At 74.2% G+C, this 15,849-nt stretch carries 16 protein-coding genes and 1 rRNA gene; 12 read left to right on the top strand and 5 right to left on the bottom strand.

Annotation, left to right across the window (positions count from 1 at the left end):
• Positions 1-92: ribosomal RNA gene (rrf, locus tag ACZ6ZR_RS35270) — 5S ribosomal RNA — on the top strand; the annotation flags it as partial.
• Between the two features lie 6 nt (positions 93-98).
• Here rrf and ACZ6ZR_RS35265 read toward each other — a convergent pair.
• A complete protein-coding gene (locus tag ACZ6ZR_RS35265) occupies positions 99-1,826 on the bottom strand; it encodes a hypothetical protein (RefSeq protein WP_465649536.1) in 1,728 nt (575 codons plus the stop codon).
• 54 nt (positions 1,827-1,880) lie between these two features.
• Between ACZ6ZR_RS35265 and ACZ6ZR_RS35260 the strand changes: the two genes are divergently transcribed.
• Positions 1,881-2,792: a tetratricopeptide repeat protein gene (locus ACZ6ZR_RS35260; protein ID WP_465649534.1), complete on the top strand. Its 912-nt coding sequence runs from the start codon at positions 1,881-1,883 to the stop codon at positions 2,790-2,792.
• 76 nt (positions 2,793-2,868) lie between these two features.
• On the opposite strand, the gene ACZ6ZR_RS35255 is transcribed toward ACZ6ZR_RS35260, so the two are convergent.
• Positions 2,869-4,221, bottom strand: coding sequence for a DUF1015 family protein (locus ACZ6ZR_RS35255; protein WP_465649532.1), 1,353 nt, complete (start codon positions 4,219-4,221; stop codon positions 2,869-2,871).
• 95 nt (positions 4,222-4,316) lie between these two features.
• Here ACZ6ZR_RS35255 and ACZ6ZR_RS35250 point away from each other — a divergent pair, with 95 nt between their 5' ends.
• Both ACZ6ZR_RS35250 and ACZ6ZR_RS35245 read left to right on the top strand, forming a co-directional pair.
• Complete coding sequence (locus ACZ6ZR_RS35250) at positions 4,317-4,775, top strand: tetratricopeptide repeat protein (RefSeq protein WP_465649530.1); 459 nt, start codon at positions 4,317-4,319, stop codon at positions 4,773-4,775.
• A gap of 40 nt (positions 4,776-4,815) precedes the next feature.
• Positions 4,816-5,844, top strand: coding sequence for an HAD-IIA family hydrolase (locus tag ACZ6ZR_RS35245; protein WP_465649528.1), 1,029 nt, complete (start codon positions 4,816-4,818; stop codon positions 5,842-5,844).
• Positions 5,845-5,916: 72 nt separating this feature from the next.
• Here ACZ6ZR_RS35245 and ACZ6ZR_RS35240 read toward each other — a convergent pair whose 3' ends face one another.
• On the bottom strand, positions 5,917-6,495 hold the full coding sequence (locus ACZ6ZR_RS35240; protein WP_465649526.1) for a dihydrofolate reductase family protein: 579 nt from the start codon (positions 6,493-6,495) through the stop codon (positions 5,917-5,919).
• 72 nt (positions 6,496-6,567) lie between these two features.
• Between ACZ6ZR_RS35240 and ACZ6ZR_RS35235 the strand changes: the two genes are divergently transcribed.
• The gene (locus ACZ6ZR_RS35235) at positions 6,568-7,146 is read left to right on the top strand and encodes a TetR/AcrR family transcriptional regulator (RefSeq protein WP_465649524.1); all 579 of its coding nucleotides are present in this window, start codon (positions 6,568-6,570) and stop codon (positions 7,144-7,146) included.
• A 42-nt stretch (positions 7,147-7,188) separates the two neighbouring features.
• On the opposite strand, the gene ACZ6ZR_RS35230 is transcribed toward ACZ6ZR_RS35235, so the two are convergent.
• The gene (locus tag ACZ6ZR_RS35230) at positions 7,189-7,536 is read right to left on the bottom strand and encodes an alkyl sulfatase C-terminal domain-containing protein (RefSeq protein WP_465649523.1); all 348 of its coding nucleotides are present in this window, start codon (positions 7,534-7,536) and stop codon (positions 7,189-7,191) included.
• 106 nt (positions 7,537-7,642) lie between these two features.
• Between ACZ6ZR_RS35230 and ACZ6ZR_RS35225 the strand changes: the two genes are divergently transcribed.
• The 4 genes from ACZ6ZR_RS35225 (at position 7,643) to ACZ6ZR_RS35210 (ending at position 10,355) form a co-directional block, all read left to right on the top strand.
• Positions 7,643-8,317: a hypothetical protein gene (locus tag ACZ6ZR_RS35225; RefSeq protein WP_465649521.1), complete on the top strand. Its 675-nt coding sequence runs from the start codon at positions 7,643-7,645 to the stop codon at positions 8,315-8,317.
• Positions 8,310-8,489: a hypothetical protein gene (locus ACZ6ZR_RS35220; RefSeq protein ID WP_465649519.1), complete on the top strand. Its 180-nt coding sequence runs from the start codon at positions 8,310-8,312 to the stop codon at positions 8,487-8,489. Before ACZ6ZR_RS35225 ends, ACZ6ZR_RS35220 begins: the two co-directional genes overlap by 8 nt.
• A gap of 30 nt (positions 8,490-8,519) precedes the next feature.
• The gene (locus ACZ6ZR_RS35215; protein ID WP_465649543.1) at positions 8,520-9,326 is read left to right on the top strand and encodes a TlyA family RNA methyltransferase; all 807 of its coding nucleotides are present in this window, start codon (positions 8,520-8,522) and stop codon (positions 9,324-9,326) included.
• 126 nt (positions 9,327-9,452) lie between these two features.
• Positions 9,453-10,355: an NAD kinase gene (locus tag ACZ6ZR_RS35210; protein ID WP_465649517.1), complete on the top strand. Its 903-nt coding sequence runs from the start codon at positions 9,453-9,455 to the stop codon at positions 10,353-10,355.
• A gap of 150 nt (positions 10,356-10,505) precedes the next feature.
• On the opposite strand, the gene yczR is transcribed toward ACZ6ZR_RS35210, so the two are convergent.
• On the bottom strand, positions 10,506-11,981 hold the full coding sequence (gene yczR / locus ACZ6ZR_RS35205) for a MocR-like transcription factor YczR (protein ID WP_465649515.1): 1,476 nt from the start codon (positions 11,979-11,981) through the stop codon (positions 10,506-10,508).
• Between the two features lie 109 nt (positions 11,982-12,090).
• On the opposite strand from yczR, the gene yczE reads away from it, so the two are divergent.
• From yczE to ACZ6ZR_RS35190, 3 genes are all read left to right on the top strand, one after another.
• Entirely contained in the window at positions 12,091-12,729 is a 639-nt protein-coding gene (gene yczE, locus ACZ6ZR_RS35200; RefSeq protein WP_465649514.1) for a membrane protein YczE, read from the top strand.
• Positions 12,730-12,815: 86 nt separating this feature from the next.
• Positions 12,816-14,549, top strand: coding sequence for a DNA repair protein RecN (gene recN, locus ACZ6ZR_RS35195; protein ID WP_465649541.1), 1,734 nt, complete (start codon positions 12,816-12,818; stop codon positions 14,547-14,549).
• Positions 14,550-14,656: 107 nt separating this feature from the next.
• Positions 14,657-15,820, top strand: a complete 1,164-nt coding sequence (locus tag ACZ6ZR_RS35190; protein ID WP_465649512.1) for a glycosyltransferase family 4 protein — start codon at positions 14,657-14,659, stop codon at positions 15,818-15,820.
• Positions 15,821-15,849 lie beyond the last annotated feature (29 nt).

The raw sequence follows: 15,849 nt of genomic DNA, 5'->3' as shown, positions 1-15,849 counted from the left end.
CGCCCGGTTACATTCCGAACCCGGAAGCTAAGCCTCATAGCGCCGATGGTACTGCAGGGGGGACCCTGTGGGAGAGTAGGACGCCGCCGAACAATTCTTCAAAGGCCGTGGCCCCAGCGAATCGCTGGAGCCACGGCCTTTTTGTTTTTCCCGATGGCATCAAGCCAGCCCTCGCCCGACGGCGGGGACGGGCCGGGTGCCGGACAATGGAGCTGGTGTGTGGCCATGCGGGCCGCCGCCAGACCGCACCGGACGAGGGTTCTCGTCCAGGCCGCGCGGTTGAGCTGAAGCAGCAGACAGGAGTCACCACGATGTCGAATCCTCCCCAGGACCGCCCCGACCGTCGCGACGAAGGCCGTGGCTACGAGCCCCGGTCGCGTGGCGGTTGGTCGAACGACCGCGGTCCGCGCCGGGACGACCGTGGCGACCGTCCGTCCTACGGCAACCGTGACGACCGTGGTGGCCGTCCCTCGGGTGACCGTCCGTCCTACGGCAACCGCGATGACCGTGGTGGCCGTCCCTCGGGTGACCGTCCGTCCTACGGCAACCGCGATGACCGTGGTGGCCGGCCTTCGTACGGTGACCGTCCGTCCGGTGGTGGTCGTCCGTCCTACGGTGACCGCCCCTCCGGTGGTGACCGTCCGTCGTACGGCAACCGTGACGACCGTGGTGGGCGTCCGGCGTTCGGCAACCGGGATGACCGCCCGCGTCGCGACGACCGTCCCTCGGGCGACCGTCCCTCGTACGGCAACCGCGATGACCGTGGTGGCCGCCCCTCGTACGGTGACCGTCCCTCCGGTGGTGGCCGTCCGTCCTACGGTGACCGTGGCGGCCGTCCCTCGGGTGACCGTCCGTCCTACGGCAACCGTGACGACCGTGGTGGCCGCCCCTCGTACGGCGACCGTGGTGACCGCCCCTCCGGTGGTGGCTTCCGCCGGGACGACCGTGGCGACCGTCCCTCCTTCGGCAACCGTGACGACCGCGGTGGTCGTCCGTCCTACGGTGACCGCCCCTCCGGTGGTGACCGTCCGTCGTACGGCAACCGCGATGACCGTGGTGGCCGTCCGGCTTTCGGTAACCGGGATGACCGCCCGCGTCGCGACGACCGTTCCTCGGGCGACCGTCCCTCGTACGGCAACCGTGACGACCGTGGTGGCCGTCCGGCTTTCGGCAACCGGGATGACCGCCCGCGTCGCGACGACCGTTCCTCGGGCGACCGTCCGTCCTACGGCAACCGCGATGACCGTGGTGGCCGCCCCTCGTACGGTGACCGCCCCTCCGGTGGTGGCCGTCCGTCCTACGGTGACCGTGGTGACCGTCCGTCGTACGGCAACCGTGACGACCGTGGTGGGCGTCCGGCGTTCGGTAACCGGGATGACCGCCCGCGTCGCGACGACCGTCCCTCGGGCGACCGCCCCTCGTACGGTGACCGTCCCTCCGGTGGTGGCTTCCGTCGGGACGACCGCGGCGACCGCCCCTCGTACGGTGACCGTCCGTCCGGTGGTGGCCGTCCGTCCTACGGTGACCGTGGCGACCGTCCGTCGTACGGCAACCGTGACGACCGTGGTGGCCGGCCCTCGTACGGCGACCGTGGTGACCGCCCCTCGGGTGGTGGCTTCCGTCGGGACGACCGTGGCGACCGCCCGTCCTACGGCAACCGCGACGACCGTGGCCCGCGCCGGGACGACCGTGGTGGCCGCCCGGCCTACGGTGACCGCCCCTCCGGTGGTGGACGTCCGTCGTACGGCAACCGCGATGACCGTGGTGGGCGTCCGGCGTTCGGCAACCGGGATGACCGGCCGCGTCGCGACGAGCGGTCGGACCACGACGACCGTCGGGGCAACTACGAGCCCGTCAAGCGGCTGCCGATCCCGGACGACGTGACCGGCTTCGAGCTGGACGGGGACGTCCGCCAGGACCTCAAGAGCCTGCCGAAGACCCTCGCCGACGACGTGGCGCGCAACCTGGTCATGGTGGCCCGGACGCTCGACACCGACCCGGAGGAGGGCTACCAGTACTCCCGCGTGGCGCTCCGTCTCGCCTCCCGCGTGGCCTCGGTCCGCGAAGCGGCGGGCTTCGCCTCGTACATGACGCAGCGTTACTCCGAGGCGCTGACCGAGTTCCGTGCCGCGAAGCGGATGACCGGCCGGGTGGACCTGTGGCCGGTGATGGCGGACTGCGAGCGCGGTCTGGGCCGTCCGGAGCGGGCGCTGGCGATGGCCGGTGAGCCCGAGGTGAAGCAGCTGGACAAGGCCGGTCAGGTCGAGATGCGTCTGGTCGCGGCGGGTGCCCGCGGCGACATGGGCCAGTTCGACGCGGCCGTGGTGACCCTGCAGAGCCCGGAGCTGGCCTCCAGCGCGGTGCACCCGTGGACCGCGCGTCTGCGGTACGCCTACGCCGAGGCGCTGATCGCGGCCGACCGTGCCGACGAGGCGCGCGAGTGGTTCGCCAAGGCGGCCGAGGCGGACAGCGACGGCCTGACCAACGCCTCCGAGCGGCTCGCCGAGATCGACGGCCTGGAGTTCACCGACACCATGGACCCGGAGGTCGAGGTCGAGGACGAAGGCGACGAGGCCGAGCGCGTCGAGGTCGAGGACGAGGGCGACGAGGTCGAGGCGGCCGAGGTCGAGGAGAAGCCGCGCCGCAAGGTCTCCGTGGACGACACCGGTGAGGACCGGGTCATCTACGAGGACGAGGAGGACGTCGAGGAGTACTACGACGAGGACGACCTCGAGATCGACGAGGCGGAGGAGCACGAGCTCCGCGACGCCAAGGGCGACGACCGTCGCTGAGGTTGAGTGAACGTCAGAAGGCCCCGGCCACCGTGAGGTGGCCGGGGCCTTCCGCGTTGCGGGGCCTGACGGCGGCTCAGCCCAGTTCGAGGCTGCGGATCACCAGGCCGGTGGCCGGCTTGGGGCCGAAGGAGGTCGACTTACGGGGCATGGTGACGCCCTGTTCGGCCAGCCGGCGGACCACGCTCTCGTCCACGGGGTGGAGCAGTACGGCGGTGCCGCCGGTGCGGGCGGCCTCGCGGTCGGCGGCGGCGGAGGCGTGCAGGTAGCCGATGTCGTCGGGCCCGTCGGGCACCCGCCAGGTGTGGTCGAGCAGGACCGAGTGCAGGACGGTGGCGTCCAGGTGGCGCCACTCCTCGGGGCGGTCGGCGCGGACGTGGGCCTCCAGCAGGGCCGGGTCCGGGTCGGTGATCAGGTGGAAGGCGCCCCGGCCGTCGGTGAGCAGGAAGGCGTTGCCGCCGTGCCGCTTGGCTTCGCCGAGGGCGGCCAGGGCGTGGTCGAGGGGGCCGGGGACCTCCTTGACCCGCCACTGTTCGCCGAGGGCGGCCAGGGCGTCGGCGAGCGGCAGGCGGTAGAGCACGCGGTGGATGGCGCGGACCCGGAGCGGGTAGCGGGCGGTGTCCACCAGCAGGACCATGCCGCGGTCCCAGGGGCTGCGGGGGAGGTGCCGGTGCTCGCGCTGGAGGCGGAGGTACATCTCCCAGCGGTGGTGGCCGTCGGCGATCAGGGCGCGGCAGGTGGAGAGGTCACGGGTGACGGCGGCCAGGTCGGCCGGGTCGGTGACGGCCCAGAGCCGGTGGTGAGTGCCGTCGGTGGTGGTCGTGGTGAGCAGGGGCTCGTCGAGCACGGTGCGTTCGATCACGCCGGCCGCGCCGCCGCTGCCGCGGTAGGTGAGCAGCAGGGGTTCGAGGTTGGCCTTGGTGGTGCGCATCAGGCCGACCCGGTCGGCGACCGGGCGGGGCATCACGTCCTCGTGCGGGAGGACGATGCCGGCCTCCCTGCCGCTGACCGCGAGGGAGCCGATCAGACCGCGCTGGAGGATGCCGCCGGCGGTCTGCTCGTAGACGTAGAGGGCGGCCTCGGGGTCGGCGGCGAGCACGCCCTCGCGCTGCCACTCGGCGAGCAGCCGGGCGGCGTGGCGGTAGCGGGTGTCGCGGTCGGGCCGGTCGCCGCTGTCCTCGGGCTCGGGGCGCGGGAGGATCAGCCGGACGATGTTGTGGGGGTCGGAGGTCTCCAGGTCGAGCCGCCGGTTCGGGTCCACCACGTCGTAGGGCGGCGAGGTGACGGCGGCCAGGTTACCGACCCGGTCCGGGCGGTAGCGGAGGGCGCGGAACGGGGACAGGGACAGCCCCGCCGTGGCGACCTGTCCGGGGTCTCCGGGGCCGCCCGACGGGACACCTGCTCCACTGGGTGCACTGGGTGTCGTCATCCTGGGCATGGTAACCGGGTATGTGCTGTTGAGTGATCACAGTGGCCGGAGGCTGTGTCAGATTTCGTGCGGTGGCCGGAGGGAGCGGGGACGGTATGAGCAACGGTGACGGGGTGCCCGAGGGCGAGGTCTACGACTGGTTCCGGCGCGGGGCGCAGCTGCTGGAGCAGGGGCATCCGGCGGCGGCGGTGCAGTTGCTGCTGCGTGCTGCGGAGGCCGAGCCGCACTCGCGCAGCGTGCTGGAGGCGTTGGCGCGGGCCCGGTACGGGGCGGGGCTGTACCGGGAGGCGCTGGAGAACTTCAAGACGGTGGCGCAGCTCGATCCCTCGGACGACTACGCTCAGTTCGGATGGGGCCTGACGGCGGCCCGGCTGGGTGACTTCGAGGCCTCGGCCGAGCACCTGGCGCTGGCGGTGGCGATGCGCCCGGAGGCGGAGCACTACCGGGCGGCGCTGCGGCAGACCAAGGCGACGCTGGCGGCCAGGGCCGGGGCGTACGGGCCCTTGCGGCCGGGGGCGCCGGGGTACCGGGAGCCCGGGCAGGACTCCGCCTGACGGGGTGACGGACCGACGACGAGCACGAGGTGGCAGCAGCATGACCCAGACCGCGAGCGGTACGGCCCGGACGGCACCCGGGGGCAGTGAGCTCCCGCTGGCCGAGGCGTACGACACGGCGCTGCTGGACCTGGACGGGGTGGTGTACGCGGGCCCGTACGCGGTCGAGCACGCGGCGGCCTCGCTGGAGGTGGCCCGGGCGGGCGGGATGCGGTTGGCGTACGTGACCAACAACGCCTCCCGTCCGCCGCGGGTGGTGGCGGAGCACCTGACCGAGCTGGGGGTACCGGCCGAGCCGGCCGACGTGATCAACTCGGCGCAGGCGGCGGCCCGGCTGGTGGCCGAGAAGGTGCCGGCCGGGTCGAAGGTGCTGGTGGTCGGCGGGGCCGGGCTGGTGGAGGCGCTGGCCGAGCACGGGCTGGTGGCGGTGCGCTCGCTGGAGGAGGGGCCGCTGGCGGTGGTGCAGGGGTACGACCCGTCGGTGGGGTGGCCGCAGCTGGCGGAGGCCTCGTACGCGGTGGCCTCCGGGCTGCCGTGGGTGGCCTCGAACACCGACCTGACGGTGCCGACGGCGCGTGGCATCGCGCCGGGGAACGGGACGCTGGTGGCGGCGGTGCGGACGGCGACCGGGGTCGAGCCGGAGGTAGCGGGCAAGCCGCTGCCGCCGATGCACCGGGAGACGGTGATCCGGACGGGCGCGAAGCGGCCGCTGGTGGTCGGGGACCGGCTGGACACCGACATCGAGGGGGCGTGGAACGGCGGGGTGGACAGCCTGTTGGTGTTCACCGGCGTGACCACCCCGGCGCTGCTGCTGGCGGCGCCGCCGGAGCACCGGCCGACGTACCTGGCGGCGGACCTGCGGGGGCTGCTGACGGCCCATCGGGCGGCGGTCGCGGTGGACGGCGGCTTCGAGTGCGGCGGTTGGCGGGCCTGGGCCGAGGACGGTGCGCTGCGGCTGGCCGGGGGCGGCGAGGACGTCTACGACGGGCTGCGGGCGCTGTGCGGCGCGGCCTGGTCGGCGGAGCGCGCCGTGGACGGGCGGAAGGCGTTGGAGGAGCTGGGCCTGTAGGGCGTGGCACGCGGGCGGAGGGCGGTGGCCGGTGGCTGCCGCCCTCCGTCGTCCCGTTGTCCTGTCGTTCCGTCAGGTGGTGCTGCGGGTGAGCCAGGTGACGGTGGTTCCGGTGTCGAAGGACTTCCGGTCGGTCGGGGTGAAGAGGGTGGGGTCGAAGCCGCCGGCGACCATCGGGATGCCGGAGCCGGCCAGGACCGGGTAGCTCTTGACGATCAGTTCGTCGACCTCGGGGAGCAGGGCACCGGCCAGCCGGCCGCCGCCGCAGAGCCAGATGTCCTGGCCGGGCCGGCGCTTGAGGTCGCGGACCAGGCCGAGCGGGTCGTCCTCGACGACGCTGACGGCGGGGTCGGTGTCCGGGGCCAGGGTGGTGGAGACGACGTACTGGCGCAGGTGCGCGTACGGGCTGGTGAGGCCGGCGTCGAGGGCGGGGCGGTAGGTGCCGAGGCCCATCAGGACGGTGTCGAAGCGGGCGGCGGGCGTCTCGGTGAGGCCGAGGGCGGCGCGCATCGGGGTGGGCACGGTCTCGGGGAGGTGGCCGTTCAGCCAGGTGCTGTAGGTGTCGTCCAGCGGGAAGAAGTCGTACTCGCCGCCGGGACCGGCGATGTAGCCGTCGATGGTGACGCCGACGTAGTAGACGAGCTTGCGCAAACCGGTACCACTTTCGTTGGAGTACTCTGAGCGGAGTGGTCAGACCGTAGTACTACGGATGGAGTGGTGTCAATGGCGCGCAGGAACGAGGGGCGGCGGGCCGCCCTGGTGGACGCGGCGATCGAGGTGCTGGCGGCCGAGGGGGCGCGCGGGCTGACCTTCCGCGCGGTGGACGCGGCGGCCGCCGTCCCGCCCGGCACGACCTCCAACTACTTCGCCAACCGGGACGACCTGCTCACCCAGGCCGGCGCCCGGGTCTACGAGCGGCTGCAGCCGGACGAGGAGACCGTGGCGCGCCAGCGGGCGGCGAAGCCCGACCGGGGGACGTACGCCGCGCTGATGCGGGAGCTGGTGGGCCGGGTAAGCGCTTTCCGGACCGGCTACCTGGCGCTGCTGGAGCTCCGTCTGGAGGCCACCCGGCGGCCCGGGCTGCGGGACGTGCTGACCGAGCGGGTGCGGGCCGACCTGGACGCCAACGTGGCCTACCACGAGGCCTCCGGGCTGCCCGGGGACGCGGAGGCGGTGCGGTTGCTCTACCTGGCCTTCAACTGGCTGATCGTCGAGCAGCTGACCCTGCCGGGCGTGTTCTCCGAGGAGGAGCGGGAGCGGCTGGTCACGGCGGCGGTGGAGCGGATCGTGCCGGCGGTCTGACGGTCCGTCGGATGTTGCGGAAAGCGCTTTCCCGAGGGGTGCTCAGAGCAGCGAGCGCAGGCGGAGCAGGTCGCGGAAGCCGGCCTCCAGCCGGACCCGGCCGGAGGCCCAGGCGGAGGCGAACTTCAGCGAGCCGCCGACCATCGCGACCAGGTCCGCGCTGGTCATGGTGAGGCGGATGTCGGCCTTGGCGGCGGGCGGGCCGGGCTGCTCGGTGAGGCCGGTGATCTCGCCGCCGCGCAGCCGGCCGGTGAAGGTGACGCCCAGGTCGGTGAGGTGGCAGCTGAGCGAACGGTCCAGGGCGGCGGCCTTCTGCACGTCGCCGTCGGCGCCCGTGAGGTTGCGGCTGAGCTGTTCGAGTGCCGCGCGGCACTCCTCGGTGCTGGCCATCGCTGTGATCTCCCGTCAGGTCCGGCCGCCCACGCTATCGCAGTGCCGGGGGTCTCCCTCGGGTAGCGTCGACGACGACGGCAGGAGCGGCACGGAGGAGGCGGAGATGCTGCGGGATCTGGTGCGCGGGGTGGTCGTGGTGGCCACCGAGGTCGCCGAGGAGGCGGGCAAGCAGGTGGCCGGGCTGCTGGTGCAGCTGCCGCCGGTGGTGAAGCGGGTGGAGACCCTGGCCGGGGAGGCGGTGACGGCCGGACGGGCCGGGATCGACCTCGCGGTGGGGGTGACCCGGGCCGAGGCGGAGAAGGCCTTCGAGAAGATCGGCGACCAGGTGGTGAAGGTCGGCGTGGTGCTGAGCTACCTGGAGAAGCAGCTGGTCGGCGGGGCCGGGGAGGAGAAGGCGCCGGAGCCCGAGCAGCCCCGGGAGCGGCGCGCGGCGGGGCTGTTCGACCAGGGCTGGGAGCAGGAGGTCCGCCAGTCGGAGCCCGAGCCGGAGTTCGAGTTGGAGCCGGAGGAGGAGCCCGAGTTGGGGCCTGACGCCTGGTTCGTGCCCGGGGACGACGACGAGGACGAGGTCGAGGAGCAGCCCGAGCTGGTGGTGGCTCCGCCGGTGAAGAAGGCGGCAGCGAAGAAGACCGCGGTGAAGAAGGCCGCGCCGGTCAAGAAGACGGTCGTGAAGAAGACCGCCACCGTCAAGAAGACCGCCACGGCGAAGAAGACGGCGGTGAAGAAGACCGCGGCGAAGAAGGCCGCGCCCGCCAAGAAGAAGCCCGCCGATGACTGATCCGGGCGCCGCGGAGGAGGAGTCGTACGACCCCACCGGCCTCGCGGAGGTCGACGCCGAGCTGGCCCGTCTCGCCGAGTCGGCCGGGGCGGAGACCGGGGAGCGGGTGGCGGTGTACGAAGATGTACAGCAGCGGCTGGCGGATGTGCTCGCCGCGCTCGATCAGCAGTAGCCGGCAGTAGGAGATGGAACCCCAGTGGCAGTGGCACGACGCCGACTCGACGCGGAGCTGGTCCGCCGCAAGCTGGCCCGTTCGCGTGAGCACGCGAGCGAGCTGATCGCGGCCGGGCGGGTCACCGTCGGCGGCACCACCGCGACCAAGCCGGCCACCCAGGTGGAGACCGCGGCGGCCGTGGTGGTGGCGAAGGACGAGAACGACCCCGACTACGTCTCGCGCGGCGGGCACAAGCTGGCCGGGGCGTTCGCCGCCTTCGTGCCGCAGGGGCTGGTGGTCGAGGGCCGTCGGGCGCTGGACGCGGGAGCGTCCACCGGCGGGTTCACCGACGTGCTGCTGCGGTCCGGGGCGGCGCACGTGCTGGCGGTGGACGTCGGCTACGGACAGCTGGCCTGGTCGCTGCAGAGCGACGAGCGGGTGACGGTGATGGACCGCACCAACGTGCGGGAACTGACACTGGAACAGATCGGCGGCGAGCCGGTCGGCCTGGTGGTGGGCGACCTGTCGTTCATCTCGCTGGGCCTGGTGCTGCCCGCGCTGGCCGGCTGCTGCGCGCCCGACGCCGACCTGGTGCTGATGGTCAAGCCGCAGTTCGAGATCGGCAAGGACCGGCTCGGCAGCGGCGGGGTGGTGCGCAGCCCGCAGCTGCGCGCCGAGATGGTCCGTCAGGTGGCGGGCCACGCCTGGGAGCTGGGCCTCGGGGTGCGGGCGGTGACCGCCAGCCCGCTGCCGGGGCCGTCCGGGAACGTCGAGTACTTCCTCTGGATGCGCCGGGACGCGCCGCAGTTGGACCCGGCGGACGCGGAGCGGGCGGTGGCGGAGGGCCCGCAGTAGGGCGTGTCCGCCAACTGTCGGTCGGTCTGAACCGCCCCTGGCGGGCGGGTGCCCGGATAGGGTGCTCCGCAGGCGTCCGGTCCGTTGCTCCGCAGCGGGGGCAGGTGTGAGGGAGAGGGCAGCAGCATGAGCGACGAACGTACGGTCTTCCTGATCGCGCACACCGGCCGGGAGACCGCGCTGCGCAGCGTCGAGGCGCTGGTGCACGGCCTGCTGAAGGCCGGGATCAGGATCCGTCTGCTCTCCGCCGAGGCGGTCGGGCTGGACCTCCCCGACGGCGTGGAGCTGGTCGGCGGCGGTCACGGCGCGGCGGACGGCTGTGAGCTGATCCTGGTCGCCGGCGGGGACGGCACGCTGCTGCGCGGGGCCGAGCTGGCCCGGGAGTCCGGGCTGCCGATGCTCGGCATCAACCTGGGCCGGGTGGGTTTCCTGGCGGAGGCCGAGCGGGACGATCTCGCGGTGGTGGTCGAGCGGGTGGTGGACGCCGACTACGAGATCGAGGACCGGATGACCCTCGACGTGGTGGTGCGCACCAACGGCGACGTGCTGTACGAGGGCTGGGCGCTGAACGAGGCCTCGGTCGAGAAGGCCTCCCGGGAGCGGATGCTGGAGGTCGTCACGGAGGTGGACGGCCGGCCGGTGTCCAACTTCGGGTGCGACGGCGTGGTGCTCTCCACCCCGACGGGGTCGACGGCGTACGCGTTCTCGGGCGGCGGGCCGGTGGTGTGGCCGGAGGTGGAGGCGCTGCTGATGGTGCCGATCTCCGCGCACGCGCTGTTCGCCCGGCCACTGGTGACCTCGCCGCACTCGGTGCTGGCGGTGGAGGTGCAGCCGAAGACGCAGAACGGGATCCTCTGGTGCGACGGGCGTCGCTCCTTCGAACTCCCGGCCGGGGCGCGGGTGGAGGTCCGCCGGGGGAGCACTCCGGTGCGGCTGGCCCGGCTCCACCGGGCGCCGTTCACGGACCGGTTGGTGGCGAAGTTCGCGCTTCCGGTCACGGGCTGGCGGGGGCGCGGCGGGGCCTGCTGAGCGAAGTGGCTACCCCGGGGGCGCGAGGAACTGCGCGTGGGGGAACGGCAGCACGTGCAACTGGCTCGCATGCCCCGACCTAGTGCCCGCCTTCCGGTTCGCGCAGTTCCTCGCGCCCCTGGGGCCTCCGGCCCCGGGCCGCTGCCGTCGTCAGACGGCGAGGGGCAGGGCTGAATCGAGGCCGGGCCAGTGGCCGGTGGCGGCTAGGCGGGCGGTGGCGGCGAGGCGGGTGACGGCGTCGGTGGTGGCGGCCGGTGGGACGGTGAGCGGGATGCGGATGTGGTGCTCGAAGGCGCCGTCCACGCCGAACCGGGAGCCGGCCGCGATGCGGACGCCGGTCTGTTCGCCGGCCTGGGCCAGGGCGGCGCCGGAGAGGCCGTCGGTGCCCACCCAGAGGGTGAGGCCGCCGGGCGGCAACTCGGCGTGCCAGCGGGGGAGTTGCTCGCGCAGGGCGGCCAGTAGGCCCTCCGCTCCGGCGCGCAGCCGCTGGTGCCGGTCGGCCCGGGCCTCGGCGAGGTGTTCGGTGAGCAGTTCGGCGGCGATCAGCTGCTCCATCACCGGGCTGCCGATGTCGGTGAAGGCCCGGTCGGTGGCGAGCCGGCGGATCAGGCCGGGCGCGGCGCGGACCCAGCCGATCCGCAGGCCGCCCCAGAGGATCTTGCTGGCGGAGCCGACCGTGACCACCTGGGCGCCCCGGTCCAGGGCGGCGGTGGGGCGGGGCATCTCCTCGGTGTTCCAGCCGAGTTCGGCCGGGGTCTCGTCCACCAGGACGGTGGTGCCGGAGGTGCGGGCGGCGGCGAGCAGGGAGCGGCGCTGGTCCTCGTCGATGAGCGCGCCGGTGGGGTTGTGGAAGTCGGGGATGACGTAGGCGACCCGGGGGGCGGCGTCGCGCAGCACCCGCTGCCACTCGGGCAGGTCCCAGCGGCCGTCGTGCTGGGCGACGGGCACCAGGCGGGTGTCGGCGCGTTCGAGGGCGCGCAGGGTGTGGGCGTAGCTGGGGGCCTCGACGGCGACCCGGTCGCCGCGGGAGAGCAGGGCGTGGTGGACCAGCTGAAGGGCCGTCATGGCGCCGGTGGTGACCAGGATCTGGTCGGGGGTGGTGGGCAGGCCGCGTTCGGTGAAGCGGCGGGCGATGGCCTCGCGCAGGACCGGGACGCCGGTGGGGAAGTTGCCGTGCCCGGCGGCGTAGGCGGGTAGCTGTTCGACGGCCCGGGCGGCGGCCTGGCCGAGCCAGGGCTGCGGGGCGGGCAGGGCGGCGATGCCGAGGTCGAGGGTGCGGCCGCTCTCGTCCGGCGGGACGGGGTGCAGGGCGTCGCTGGGCGGGCTGCTGCCCTCGGGCAGGGTGGTCCAGCTGCCGGAGCCGCGGCGGCTGCGCAGGTAGCCGTCGGCGCGCAGGGCCTCGTAGGCGGCGGCCACGGTGGTGCGGCTGAGGGCGAGGGCCTGGGCGAGCTCGCGTTCGGCGGGGACCCGGGTGCCGACGGCGAGGCGGCCTTCGGAGACCAGCAGGCGGACCTGTCCGGCCAGTTCCCGGTAGGCGGGGCGGTGGCCGGCGGGCTCGGGCAGGCGCGCGGTGCGCAGTTGCCGGGCCAGGGCGATGGGGGAGACGGTGCTCTGCCACTCGGCCATTTCAGTCCACTTCCATCGGATTGGCCCTGTCGGGCCGTCAGGTGGATTCCCCATGATGGCAGGGCGGCCACTCGGCCGCCAGCACCCATCCTCGAAGGAGCGCCCCGCCATGGCCACTCTGACCCAGGCACCCCGCAGCGTCTGGACCACCGGCCGGCTGGGCCGCCGGGTGCCGCAGCTGCTGGTCGGCCTCTGGCTGTACGGGGCGAGCCTGGCGCTGATGATGCGCGGCTCACTGGGCGTCAATCCCTGGGACGTGCTCAACCAGGGCCTACGCCACCACCTCGGTCTGAGCATGGGCAGCTGGGTGACCATCGTCGGCGCGCTGGTGCTGCTGCTCTGGATCCCGCTGCGGCAGGTGCCCGGGGTCGGGACGGTCGGCAACGTGGTGGTGCTCGGCGTCGCGATGGACCTCACCCTCGGCCTGCTGGACGCGCCGCAGGCCTGGGCGGCCCGGATCGCCCTGTTCGTCTCCGGCCTGCTGCTCAACGGCCTGGCCACCGGTCTCTACATCGGCGCCCGGCTCGGCGCCGGCCCCCGGGACGGCCTGATGACGGGCCTGCACCGGGTGACCGGCCGCTCGATCCGGCTGATCCGCACCTGCATCGAGATCACCGTGCTGCTGGTCGGCGTGGCGCTGGGCGGCTCGGTCGGTGTCGGTACCGTCGCCTACGCTCTGGCGATCGGGCCGCTTGCACAGTTCTTCCTGCGCCGGTGCACGGTGCCCGAGGACGCCCGGAAGGGATGAACTTGCCCGCAACTTCCCCGCCCGGCACCGACGCTCGTCGCGCGCCGGGGGTGGAACCTCGTAAGGTCGTCACCGTGCTGGACGAGATGCGGATACGGGATCTTGGCGTCATCGACGACGCGGTGGTCGAGCTGGCGCCGGGCTTCACGGCGGTCACCGGCGAGACCGGGGCGGGCAAGACGATGGTGGTGACCAGCCTCGGGCTGCTGCTCGGCGGCCGCTCCGACCCGGCCCTGGTGCGGCGCGGGGCCGAGCGGGCGGTGGTCGAGGGGAGGCTCTCGCTGCCGGCCGGCTCCTCCGTGCTGGCCCGGGCCCTGGAGGCCGGGGCCGAACTGGACGAGGGCGAACTGCTGATCAGCCGGACCGTCTCCGCCGAGGGCCGCTCGCGCGCCCACGTCGGCGGCCGGTCGGTGCCGGTCGGCCTGCTGGCCGAGCTGGGCGAGGACCTGGTCGCCGTGCACGGTCAGACCGACCAGCAGCGGCTGCTGCGCCCGTCCCGCCAGCGCGGCGCGCTGGACCGCTACGCGGGCGCCGCGGTGGCCGCCCCGCTGGCCCGGTACCGGGAGAGCTACCGCGCGCTGCGTGAGGTGGCCGCGACCCTGGATGAGCTCACCACCCGGGCCCGGGAGCGGGCCCAGGAGGCGGACCTGCTCCGCTTCGGGCTGGACGAGATCGCCGCCGCCGAGCCGGTGGCCGGCGAGGACGTCGAGCTGGCCGCCGAGGCCGAGCGGCTCGGCCACGCCGACGCGCTCAGCTCCGCCGCCGCCCAGGCCCAGGCCGCCCTCACCGGCCACCCCTCCGACCCGGAGGGCGTGGACGCGGGCACCCTGGTGGGCCAGGCCCGCCGGGCCGTGGACGCGGTGCGCCACCACGACGAGCGCCTCGCCGCGCTGGCCGACCGGCTGAACGAGGTCGGCTACCTGCTGGCCGACGTCGCCCAGGACCTGGCCGGGTACGCCGACGACCTGGACGCCGACCCGGTCCGCCTGGCCGCCGTCGAGGACCGCCGGTCCGTGCTGGCCCAGCTGCTGCGCAAGTACGCCGGCGAGGAGAACACCCTGGCCGAGGTGCTGGAGTGGTCCGAGACCTCGGCCGCCCGGCTCGCCGAGCTGGACGGCGACGACGACCGGATCGTCGAGTTGACGGAGCGTCACGCGGAACTGCGCACAGAGCTCACCGACTCGGCGGCCGAACTCTCCGCCGCCCGGCAGGCCGCGGCCGGCCGCTTCGCCGAGGCGGTCTCCGCCGAGCTGGCCGAGCTGGCCATGCCGCACGCCCGGGTCACCTTCGACCTGAGCCGCACCGACGACCCGGACGGGCTCGAACTCGACGGCCGTACCGTCGCGTTCGGCCAGCACGGGGTGGACGAGGTCGAGGTGCTGCTGGCCCCGCACCCCGGCGCCTCGCCCCGGCCGATCGCCAAGGGCGCCTCCGGCGGTGAGCTGTCCCGGGTGATGCTCGCGGTCGAGGTGGTCTTCGCCGGGGCCGACCCGGTGCCGACCTACCTGTTCGACGAGGTGGACGCCGGGGTCGGCGGCAAGGCGGCGGTCGAGATCGGCCGCCGGCTGGCCAAGCTGGCCGAGTCCGCCCAGGTCGTGGTGGTCACCCACCTCCCGCAGGTGGCGGCCTTCGCCGACCGGCACCTGGTGGTGGAGAAGACCAACGACGGCACGGTGACCCGCAGCGGCGTCAAGGTGCTCTCCGATGAGGAGAGGGTGCGCGAACTCTCCAGGATGCTGGCGGGTCTGGAGGACTCCGAGCTCGGCCGCGCCCACGCCGAGGAGCTGCTCGCGGCCGCCCGCGGTCCCCGCGACGCCTGACGGGGTACGGCCGACACGGACGGCGCCGACTGTCCAAAGGGGCGCCTTACCTGGCATGGTGGCGGCTGGACACTCACTGGGCCGTGATCGAGTCGGAGCGAGACGACGTGGACCATTCCGCCACCCGCGCCACCAAGGGCACCGAAACGGGGCAGCTGCACGTGGTGCTGGTGCTCTCCGCAGGGAGCGGGGGCATCGGCGCCCATGTGCGCTCGCTGGCCCAGGGCCTGGTCGAGCACGGCGTGGTGGTCACCGTCTGCGCCCCCGGCGGCACCGACGCGCTGTTCGGCTTCGGCCGCACCGGCGCGCGCTTCCACCCGGTCGACATCACCCCGACCTCCGGGGCGCGCAGCGACGCCACCGCCATCGGCGAGCTCCGGCGCGCGTTCACCGGCGCGGACATCGTGCACGCGCACGGTCTGCGCGCCGGTCTGCTCTCCGACCTGGCGCTGCGCACCGCCGGCCGCTTCCCCGGCCTGCGGCCGGAGACGCCGCTCGTGGTGACCTCGCACCACGCGATGCTGGCCACCGGCCTGGACCGGCGGTTGCAGCGTCTGATGGAGCGTCGGGTGGCCCGCTCGGCGGACCTGGTGCTCGGCGCCTCGTCCGACCTGGTCGCCCGGGCCCGGGAGTTGGGCGCCACCGACGCCCGGCTCGGCCCCGTCGCCGCCCCGCCGATGCCGCCCTCCGGGCTCGGCCGCGAGGCGGCCCGGGCCGCGCTGCTCGGCGGCGGCCCGGACCGGCCGCTGGTGCTGGCGATCGGGCGGCTGGTGGCGCAGAAATCCTTCGGGCTGCTGCTGGACGCGGCGCGGCTGCCGGAGTTCGGCGAGACCGACCCGCTGGTGCTGATCGCCGGGGACGGGCCGGAGCGGGAGCAGCTGGCGGAGCGGATCGCCGCGGAGAAGCTGCCGGTCGAGCTGCTCGGGCACCGCACCGACGTGCCCGACCTGCTGGCGGCGGCCGACCTGGTGGTGGTCAGCAGCCGCTGGGAGCCGCGGTCGCTGGTCGTCCAGGAGGCGGTCCGGGCCGGCGTCCCGGTGGTGGCCACCTCGGTCGGCGGCATCCCCGAACTGGTCGGCGAGGCGGTCGCGTTGGTCCCCTACGGAGACCCCGCCGCCCTGGCCGGCGCGGTCGGCGGACTGCTCGCCGACCCCGCCCGGCGGGCGGCCCTGGCGGCGGCGGCCCACCAACAGGCGGCCACCTGGCCGGAGGAGTCCGACACCGTCGCCCAGGTCCTCAGCACCTACGACGAACTGGTCCAACGAACGTGAACCGCTAGGGGCGCGAGGAACTGCGCGAG

It is taken from the genome of Kitasatospora sp. NPDC088742, from assembly GCF_055584905.1.
This window is presented reverse-complemented; position numbering and strand designations above follow the sequence as displayed.

Excerpts from the sequence above, each read along its gene's own strand:
- ACZ6ZR_RS35220 (WP_465649519.1), top strand. The coding sequence starts at position 8,310 with ATGACTGATCCGGGCGCCGCGGAGGAGGAGTCGTACGACCCCACCGGC.
- ACZ6ZR_RS35245 (WP_465649528.1), top strand. The coding sequence starts at position 4,816 with ATGACCCAGACCGCGAGCGGTACGGCCCGGACGGCACCCGGGGGCAGT.
- ACZ6ZR_RS35230 (WP_465649523.1), bottom strand. The coding sequence starts at position 7,536 with ATGGCCAGCACCGAGGAGTGCCGCGCGGCACTCGAACAGCTCAGCCGC.
- yczE (WP_465649514.1), top strand. The coding sequence starts at position 12,091 with ATGGCCACTCTGACCCAGGCACCCCGCAGCGTCTGGACCACCGGCCGG.
- recN (WP_465649541.1), top strand. The coding sequence starts at position 12,816 with ATGCGGATACGGGATCTTGGCGTCATCGACGACGCGGTGGTCGAGCTG.
- ACZ6ZR_RS35235 (WP_465649524.1), top strand. The coding sequence starts at position 6,568 with ATGGCGCGCAGGAACGAGGGGCGGCGGGCCGCCCTGGTGGACGCGGCG.
- ACZ6ZR_RS35255 (WP_465649532.1), bottom strand. The coding sequence starts at position 4,221 with ATGACGACACCCAGTGCACCCAGTGGAGCAGGTGTCCCGTCGGGCGGC.
- yczR (WP_465649515.1), bottom strand. The coding sequence starts at position 11,981 with ATGGCCGAGTGGCAGAGCACCGTCTCCCCCATCGCCCTGGCCCGGCAA.
- ACZ6ZR_RS35225 (WP_465649521.1), top strand. The coding sequence starts at position 7,643 with ATGCTGCGGGATCTGGTGCGCGGGGTGGTCGTGGTGGCCACCGAGGTC.
- ACZ6ZR_RS35250 (WP_465649530.1), top strand. The coding sequence starts at position 4,317 with ATGAGCAACGGTGACGGGGTGCCCGAGGGCGAGGTCTACGACTGGTTC.
- ACZ6ZR_RS35210 (WP_465649517.1), top strand. The coding sequence starts at position 9,453 with ATGAGCGACGAACGTACGGTCTTCCTGATCGCGCACACCGGCCGGGAG.